Annotated in this window: 10 protein-coding genes; 5 read left to right on the top strand and 5 right to left on the bottom strand. The window is 73.8% G+C overall.

The features are described from left to right. Both ACXJKB_RS21365 and ACXJKB_RS21360 read left to right on the top strand, forming a co-directional pair. A partial coding sequence (locus tag ACXJKB_RS21365) for an amidase (RefSeq protein WP_457192005.1) occupies positions 1-911 on the top strand: 911 nt, incomplete at its 5' end. A 10-nt stretch (positions 912-921) separates the two neighbouring features. Next, positions 922-1,308 carry a VOC family protein gene (locus tag ACXJKB_RS21360; protein WP_457192003.1) on the top strand — a complete coding sequence of 129 codons (387 nt, stop codon included), beginning with the start codon at positions 922-924 and terminating at the stop codon, positions 1,306-1,308. A 9-nt stretch (positions 1,309-1,317) separates the two neighbouring features. On the opposite strand, the gene ACXJKB_RS21355 is transcribed toward ACXJKB_RS21360, so the two are convergent. Genes ACXJKB_RS21355 through ACXJKB_RS21345 form a run of 3 tightly spaced genes read right to left on the bottom strand, consistent with a single transcriptional unit; the run spans position 1,318 to position 3,249 of the window. Next, the gene (locus ACXJKB_RS21355; RefSeq protein ID WP_457192001.1) at positions 1,318-1,929 is read right to left on the bottom strand and encodes an energy-coupling factor transporter transmembrane component T family protein; all 612 of its coding nucleotides are present in this window, start codon (positions 1,927-1,929) and stop codon (positions 1,318-1,320) included. Positions 1,930-1,945: 16 nt separating this feature from the next. Continuing rightward, complete coding sequence (locus ACXJKB_RS21350) at positions 1,946-2,635, bottom strand: energy-coupling factor ABC transporter ATP-binding protein (protein WP_457191999.1); 690 nt, start codon at positions 2,633-2,635, stop codon at positions 1,946-1,948. Next, on the bottom strand, positions 2,632-3,249 hold the full coding sequence (locus ACXJKB_RS21345; protein ID WP_457191997.1) for a biotin transporter BioY: 618 nt from the start codon (positions 3,247-3,249) through the stop codon (positions 2,632-2,634). Before ACXJKB_RS21345 ends, ACXJKB_RS21350 begins: the two co-directional genes overlap by 4 nt. Positions 3,250-3,368: 119 nt before the next feature. Here ACXJKB_RS21345 and ACXJKB_RS21340 point away from each other — a divergent pair, with 119 nt between their 5' ends. Further along, a complete protein-coding gene (locus ACXJKB_RS21340) occupies positions 3,369-3,920 on the top strand; it encodes a TetR/AcrR family transcriptional regulator (RefSeq protein WP_457191995.1) in 552 nt (183 codons plus the stop codon). Here ACXJKB_RS21340 and ACXJKB_RS21335 read toward each other — a convergent pair. After that, the gene (locus tag ACXJKB_RS21335) at positions 3,917-4,525 is read right to left on the bottom strand and encodes a pentapeptide repeat-containing protein (RefSeq protein ID WP_457191994.1); all 609 of its coding nucleotides are present in this window, start codon (positions 4,523-4,525) and stop codon (positions 3,917-3,919) included. The two genes, ACXJKB_RS21340 and ACXJKB_RS21335, sit on opposite strands and share 4 nt — an antisense overlap. Before the next feature lie 54 nt (positions 4,526-4,579). On the opposite strand from ACXJKB_RS21335, the gene ACXJKB_RS21330 reads away from it, so the two are divergent. Both ACXJKB_RS21330 and ACXJKB_RS21325 read left to right on the top strand, forming a co-directional pair. After that, a complete protein-coding gene (locus ACXJKB_RS21330; protein WP_457191992.1) occupies positions 4,580-5,221 on the top strand; it encodes a sulfotransferase family 2 domain-containing protein in 642 nt (213 codons plus the stop codon). Beyond that, complete coding sequence (locus ACXJKB_RS21325; protein WP_457191990.1) at positions 5,221-5,631, top strand: hypothetical protein; 411 nt, start codon at positions 5,221-5,223, stop codon at positions 5,629-5,631. The genes ACXJKB_RS21330 and ACXJKB_RS21325 overlap by 1 nt, the downstream gene beginning before the upstream one ends. Here ACXJKB_RS21325 and ACXJKB_RS21320 read toward each other — a convergent pair. Beyond that, positions 5,628-6,482, bottom strand: coding sequence for a 3-methyladenine DNA glycosylase (locus ACXJKB_RS21320; RefSeq protein WP_457191988.1), 855 nt, complete (start codon positions 6,480-6,482; stop codon positions 5,628-5,630). The two genes, ACXJKB_RS21325 and ACXJKB_RS21320, sit on opposite strands and share 4 nt — an antisense overlap. Positions 6,483-6,565: the final 83 nt, after the last annotated feature.

Raw genomic sequence — 6,565 nt, 5'->3', positions numbered from 1 at the left:
GCTCCGACGGCGGCGGCTCGATCCGGATCCCGGCGTCGTGCTGCGGCCTCGTCGGGCTCAAGCCCACCCGCGGACGGATCAGCGGCGCGCCCCGCTACGGCGACCCGGTCGGGCTCGCGACCGCCGGCACCCTGGCCCGCAGCGTGCGCGACGCCGCCGCGCTGCTCGACGTGCTCGCCGGCCGGCGCGTCGGCGACCCGTTCTGGGCGCCCGAGCCGTCGGGCAGCTTCCTCGACGCCTGCGACCGCGAGCCGGGACGGCTGCGGGTCGCGCGCTTCATCACCCCGGTCATCGCCGACGTCGACGTCCACCCGTCCTCCGTGACCGCGTGGGACGACGCCTCGCGGCTGCTGGAGGCCCTCGGCCACGAGGTCGAGGACGTGCCGGTGCCGATCCCGCGCGAGGCGGTCGCCGACTTCGAGACCTGCTGGGCGGTGCTGACCGCGCTCTCGCCCGCACCCCCGGGCCGGGAGGACCGGCTCCGCCCGCTCACCCGCTGGCTCGGCGGCCTCGGCCACGCCGTCAGCGGGCCGGAGTTCGGGCTCGCGATCGGGCGGCTCCGGCAGCACGCCGCGGCGGCCCTCGCCGCGCTGGCACCGTACGACGTCGTCCTCACGCCGACCCTCGCCAGCCCGCCGGTCGAGGTCGGCGCGCTGCGCGACGACGCCGACCCGGCGGGGGACTTCGCCGCCCAGAAGGCGTTCACGCCGTGGACCAGCGCGTGGAACGTCACCGGCATGCCGGCGATGTCGCTGCCACTCCACTGGACCGACGAGGGTCTCCCGATCGGCGTGATGGTCGCGGCGCGACCGGCCGAGGAGGAGCTCCTGCTCTCCGTCGCCGCCCAGGTCGAGCAGGCGTACGTCGACCGCGGGGCGGCGTGGGTGGACAACCGGCCGCCCGGCTGGTGAGGTGGACGGCATGGGTGAGCTGACGCCCTACCTCTGCGTCGCCGACGCCCGCAGGGCGATCGACTGGTACGTCGACGTGCTGGGCGCCGAGGTGGTCCTCGACCCGATCGTGATGGACGACGGCCGGATCGGCCACGTGGAGCTCGCGGTGGATGGTGGCCGTTGGATGATGTCGGCGGAGTTCGGGTCGGCCGGTGTCGCCGCGCCGGACCCCTCGCGCGGTGCCGCTGTCTCGCTGCACCTCGAGGTCACCGACGTCGACGCCCTGTGCGAGCGGGTGGTCGCGGCCGGCGTGACCCTCGACCGCGGACCCGAGGACAGCCCGCCGGCCGGCCGGGTGGCGGTGTTCCGCGACCCGTTCGGGCACCGCTGGTTCCTCAACCAGCGGCTGGGCTGACGTCGGGGCTCAGTCGTCGCCGATCCCGCGCGCGTGGAGCGCGTCCCCCGTGTCGTGCGCCCGGGCGACGACGCGGACCACGAACGGGATGAGCCGCGCCCGCGGCGACCGCTCGAGCCCGCGGGCGACGGCCGCGTCCCGCGACTCCTCGGCGAGCCCGATGGTCGTCGGGATCGCCCGCAGCATCAGCGAGAACGCCAGCGCCACCGCCTCGGGGTCGACACCGACGCGGCGCAGCGGACGCAGCCCGCGGGCGACCGCGTCCATCACCTCGTCGACCGGCGTCGTGACGGTCAGCGTGGTGGCGAGCAGGATGAGGGCGACCAGGTCGCCGACGACCTCGACCGCGCGCGGCCAGCCGTTCTGCCAGACGGTCCAACCGCCGAGGATCGCCGCGGTCACCAGCAGCCAGCGCATCGCGCGCAGGGTGAACCCCAGGCGCGCGCCCGACCACACCACCAGGCCGGCGGCGACGAGGACGAACACCACGGCCGACGCGGGGCCGTGGACCAGGACCACGACGAGGCTGGCAACCATCAGGCCGAGCAGCTTCGCGCCGGCGGGCAGCCGGTGGAGCCACGTCGTGCCGGGCTGGTGGAGGCCGAGGAGCTGGGCGCTCATCTGGTGGACGACCCGGTCATGCGGTCGCCCGGTAGTGCCCGATGACGTCGGCCGGGGAGCCGTCGCGCTCCACCCTGCCGTCGCGGACCAGGAGCACCCGGTCGCATCGCTCGGCCAGGTCGAGGTCGTGCGTGACCACGACGAGCTGCTGCTCCAGGCCGAGCAGCAGCTCGCCGATGCGGCGGCTGTTGCCGAGGTCGAGCAGCGTCGTCGGCTCGTCGGCCACCAGGATCGACGGCCCCGTGGCGAGCACCCCCGCCAGTGCGAGCAGCTGCCCCTCGCCCCCGGACAGCCCGTGCACGCTGCGGTCGCCGAAGCCAGCGAGCCCGAAGTCGGCCAGGACCCGGTCGGCGGCGACGAGCCTCTCGGCTTTGTCGCGGTGCGTGCGCCGCAGCGACAGGGCGACGTCCTCGCGGGCGGTCGGCATCACGAGCTGGGCGGCCGGGTCGGTGAACACGAAGCCGACCCGGCGGCGTACCTCCCGGCCCTCGCGCGCCACGTCGAGGCCGTCGACCACGACCCGGCCGGTGGTGGCCGGGACGAGACCGTTGAGGAGCCGGGCGAGGGTGGACTTGCCGGAGCCGTTGGGGCCGACGAGCGCGACCCGGCGCTCGGTCAGCTCGAGGGACGTCTCGTGGAGGATGCGGCGCTCGCCGTCCTGGGTCGGGACCGAGACGGTGACCTGCTCGAGGAGGATCCCGCTCACGCGGTGGGCGTGCCCTCGGGCTGTCCCTGCCCGGCGGGCGCCGGCGCAACCGGGCGGTCGAGGATGCCCGGGAAGGCGCGGTGCACCGCGGTCGCGACGAGCGCCATGGCGACGTTCTTGAGGACGTCGCCGATCCAGAAGATCTTGTCGATGTCCCAGGCCTGGGCCCACGTCAGGTCGGCGCGCAGGACGAGGCCGGCCATGCCGAGGGTGTGGATGCAGAGCGCCGAGCTGATCAGCCCGGCGCAGAAGATCGCGACCGGGCTGACGAGGGTGCGGCGGGGGAGCCGCTCGACGATCGCGCCGCAGAGCCCGGCCGCCAGGGGGAAGCCGATGAGGTAGCCGGCCGTGGGGCCGGTGAGGACGGCGAGGCCGGCGGCGCCGCCGGAGAAGATCGGCAGCCCGGCGGCGCCCGCGACGACGTAGAGCAGGACGGCGAGGAAGCCGCGTCGCATGCCGAGCACCGCACCCGAGAGCAGCACCGCGAAGGTCTGCAGGGTGATCGGCACGGGACCGGCGACCTTGATGGCAGGCAGCAGCGCGCACACCGCGACGAGGGCCGCGAAGGCGGCGATCAGGGCGACGTCGGTGCCGGGGTTGCGGCGAGTGCTCATGGGGTGTTTCCTCTACCTGAACGGTGATCAGTTGAACGGCGTTCAGGTTAGGGTCGTGGGGACGCCGCGTCAACCGCGGTGGCAGGCGTCGCGATCGTCGGAGAGGGAGGGGGTACGTCGTGCCGCACCGCCGCGCGGACGTGCTCGCCCACGCCGTCACCCTGCTCGACGCGCACGGCCTCTCGGCGCTGACGATGCGCCGGCTCGGGGCCGAGCTCGGGGTCCAGCCGAGCGCGATCTACCACCACTTCCCGAGCAAGCAGGCCCTGCTGGCGGCGGTCGCCGACGAGATCCTCGCCCGCGGTGCGCGACCGCGTACGGCGTCGGAGTGGCCCGACCAGCTGCGCGAGGTGTGCTCGGAGCTCCGGCACGCGATGCTCGCCTGCACCGACGGCGCCGACGTGGTCGCGACGGTGTGGGCCTTCGGCCTCGGCGCCGCGGCGCCGGTGGCGGAGATCGAGAAGGTCCTCGCCGATGCCGACGTCCCCGACGAGCTCGTCGCCGTCGCGTCGCGCACCCTGGTCCACTACGTCTTCGGCCACGCCTTCGAGGAGCAGACCGCCCGCCAGGCCGTGGGCCTCGGTGCCGTCGAGCGCTCGCTCGACTCGCTGCCCGACTTCGACCTGGGCCTCGACCTCGTCATCGACGGCCTGCGGGCGCGGCTCGCCTAGGCCGAGGTGTCGACGTCCGCGCCCTGCAGCTCCGCGAGCAGCACGGCGCCGGCCAGGTCGAGCCGGGTCCGCCTGAGCTCGGCGGTGAGCAGGTCCACGCCGTCGAGGCTCGCGCCCCGCAGGTCGGTGCGGTCGAGCTTGGCCTGCCGCAGCACGGCGTGGTCGAGGCGGGCACGGGCCAGCGTGGTCAGCGTCAGGTCCGACATCGACAGGTCGGCCTCGCGCAGGTCGACGCCGGTGAGGTCGAGGCGCGAGAGGTTGGCGCCACGCATCGTGACGCCGAGCCAGGACCCGCCCGCCACTGTGAGGGGGCGCAGGGTGCACTCGGCGAAGACCGACCCGACGAGCTTGCAGCCGTCGAGCGTGGCGTCGAAGAACGACGTGCGCCGGAAGTCGCACCCGACGAAGGCCGTCGCGGTGTGCACCGAGGCGTTGAAGCGACCGCCGTGGAAGGTGCACCGCTCGAAGGTGGCGCCGGACGTCGTGGTCTCCGACAGGTCGACGTCGGTGAAGGTGCACTCGACGAAGTGCGCGGCGCCGAGGTCGTCGCCGTACCAGTCGTCGCCGCGGAAGTGCCTGCCGTTCGCTACCTGGGCCTCGGTCACGGCGCCCACCGTAGTCGTGCCACGGGAGAGGGCGGGACGGATAGGGTCGTCCCCGTGATCGCGTCCCACCAGCACCGCTTCATCTTCCTCAAGACCCGCAAGACAGCGGGCACGAGCGTGGAGATCGCGTTGTCCAAGGTGTGCGGGCCCGACGACGTCATCACCGAGATCAGCCCCGAGGACGAGAAGCTGCGGCAGGCCGCCGGTGGTCGTGCCCCGCAGAACTTCGAGTCGCCGCCGCAGCCCCGCAAGGCCTACAACCACATGGGTGCCAAGGCGACGCGCGACCTCGTCGGGGCCGACGTGTTCGCCGACTACTTCACCTTCGCGATCGAGCGGAACCCGTGGGACGCCGTCGTGTCCCTCTACTACTGGAAGTACAAGGACCGGCCCGCGCTGCCCGACTTCGAGACCTACGTCCAGGAGATCTGGATCGAGCAGCTCGCCAACAACCGCCGGCTCTACCGCATCCGCGGCAAGATGGCGCTCGACCGGGTGCTGCGCTACGAGAACCTCGACGACGAGCTCCGCGAGGTGTGGGAGCACCTCGGGCTGCCGGGCGAGCCCGACCTGCCGCGCGCCAAGGGCAACGCGCGCCCGGCCGGCCACTACCGCGAGCTCTACACCCCCGCGTCCAAGGAACGGGTCGCGACGGTGTTCGCCGACACCGTCGAGGCCTTCGGCTACGAGTTCTGATGGCCCTGACCCGCCCGGCCTGGCTCACGGCGAGCGTCGCGGTCTGGATCGCGACCGCGCTGCTGTTCGCCCTGGCCTTCCCGGTCGCGGTGGCGCTGGACTCGGTCCTCGACCGCGTCAAGCCGATGTACGCCGACCGCGCCGAGATGCTGTGGCTGCAGAGCCAGAACGTGCAGGTGACGGGGCAGTCCGTCCCCGTCGAGCTGTCGCCCGGCGAGTCGGTGGAGGTGGCCGGCGAGAGCTTCACGGCGTCCCCGGGAGTCACCGTGGAGGTGCGTGCGGACCGGCCGAAGCTGCCCTGCGTCCGCGTGCACGACGAGCACGGTGACGTCTCGGAGTGGGTCTGCCTCGACCCCGACAAGCCGCCGGTCGACCCCGATCCCGACAACCCCGACCCCGACCTCGGCTAAGGCGTGGCGTCCAGCAGCCGCTCGCACTCGGCGACGAGCCGGGCCCGCAGGGGAGCCCCGCGCTCCGCGAACCCTCGCTGCGCCTCGACGTACGCCGCCTTGCCCTCCGTCGTCTCGATCCGCACCGGCTCGAAGCCGAGGTCGGCGAGGTCGTAGGGCGCCGCGCGCATGTCGAGCACCCGGATGTCGCGCGCGAGCTCGAAGCAGTCGGCCACCAGCTCGCTGGGGACCATCGGCGTGAGCCGGAAGGCGTGCTTGTAGAGGTCCATGCCCGCGTGCAGGCAACCGGGCTGCTCGAACGCCGGCCGGTCGTCGCGCCCCGGCTGCAGGGTGTTGAGCGGGCGGGAGGTGGGGGTGAAGAAGCGGAAGGCGTCGAAGTGCGAGCAGGCGATGCGGTGCGACTCGACGACCGCGTCGGTGCCCTCGGGACCGAGGCGGAGGGGCCAGTCGTGCCGGGTCCCGTGCTCCGCCGAGCGGTGCACCATCGCCCACTCGTGCAGGCCGAAGCAGCCGAGCTGCGGCGGGCGGGCGGCCGTCGCCGTCAGCAATGAGTGCAGCTGGGTGAGCAGCGGGCGCTGCGAGGCGACGTACGCCGCGGTGACGGCGACCGGGTCACCGGCGTAGCCCTTGAGGCTCGCGTGCTCATCCGCGTCCTCGAGCGCGACCCCGAAACCGGGGTGCCAGCGGCGCAGGTGCGCGGGGCGCTGGGAGTAGTACGTGAAGAGGAAGTCGTGGACCGGGTGCTTCACCTGGTCGGCGCGACGGGCGAGGTGCGGCCGGACGAAGTCGTCGACGCGTGCGGCGTGGGCCTCGGCGAGGGGACGCCACTCGGAGGTCGACAGCACGCGCACTGCGCCAAGGCTAGTGCGGGGGAGCGGCCCGGGCTGCTTCGACGGCACTCGACGTGGGCTCGTGCCTGGAGCACACTGCCGAG

The sequence above is a fragment of the Nocardioides sp. P5_E3 genome, from assembly GCF_054049275.1.
The sequence above is the reverse complement of the archived record's forward strand: the minus strand, read 5'-3'. Positions and strand labels throughout refer to the sequence as shown.